The sequence below is a fragment of the Pseudoflavonifractor phocaeensis genome (genome assembly GCF_021531375.1).
In the GTDB taxonomy this organism is placed as follows: domain Bacteria; phylum Bacillota; class Clostridia; order Oscillospirales; family Oscillospiraceae; genus Lawsonibacter; species Lawsonibacter phocaeensis_B.
In genome coordinates, this window is record NZ_JADYTU010000064.1 from 1 (window position 1) to 241 (window position 241).

The 241-nt window shown below is 56.4% G+C and carries 1 protein-coding gene; it reads right to left on the reverse strand.

From position 1 onward, the window contains the following. Positions 1 to 28 precede the first annotated feature (28 nt). Positions 29 to 241: hypothetical protein (locus tag I6E39_RS11025; protein WP_235381629.1), on the reverse strand; the 213-nt coding region annotated here is incomplete at its 5' end.

Consider the following 241-nt stretch of genomic DNA (forward strand, 5'->3'; position numbering starts at 1 on the left):
CCTGGCCAGCTGTGGAAAATTCTCTAGCTTAATCTACAAATTCCACTCCGTTTTCCTCGGACATGGACTTGATGCGGGCCAGGGATCTCCCACAAAATCTTTGATTTTGCGGGTACCCGTTTTTTTCAATCCTCGGGCGGAATGAATCCGCCCTTGCGGAAATTCTCTGCCGCTTCGCGTCTTCGAATTTACGGCCTGCCGGCCGCCCCACCTGCGGCGGGGCCCCGTGGAATCCCTGGCC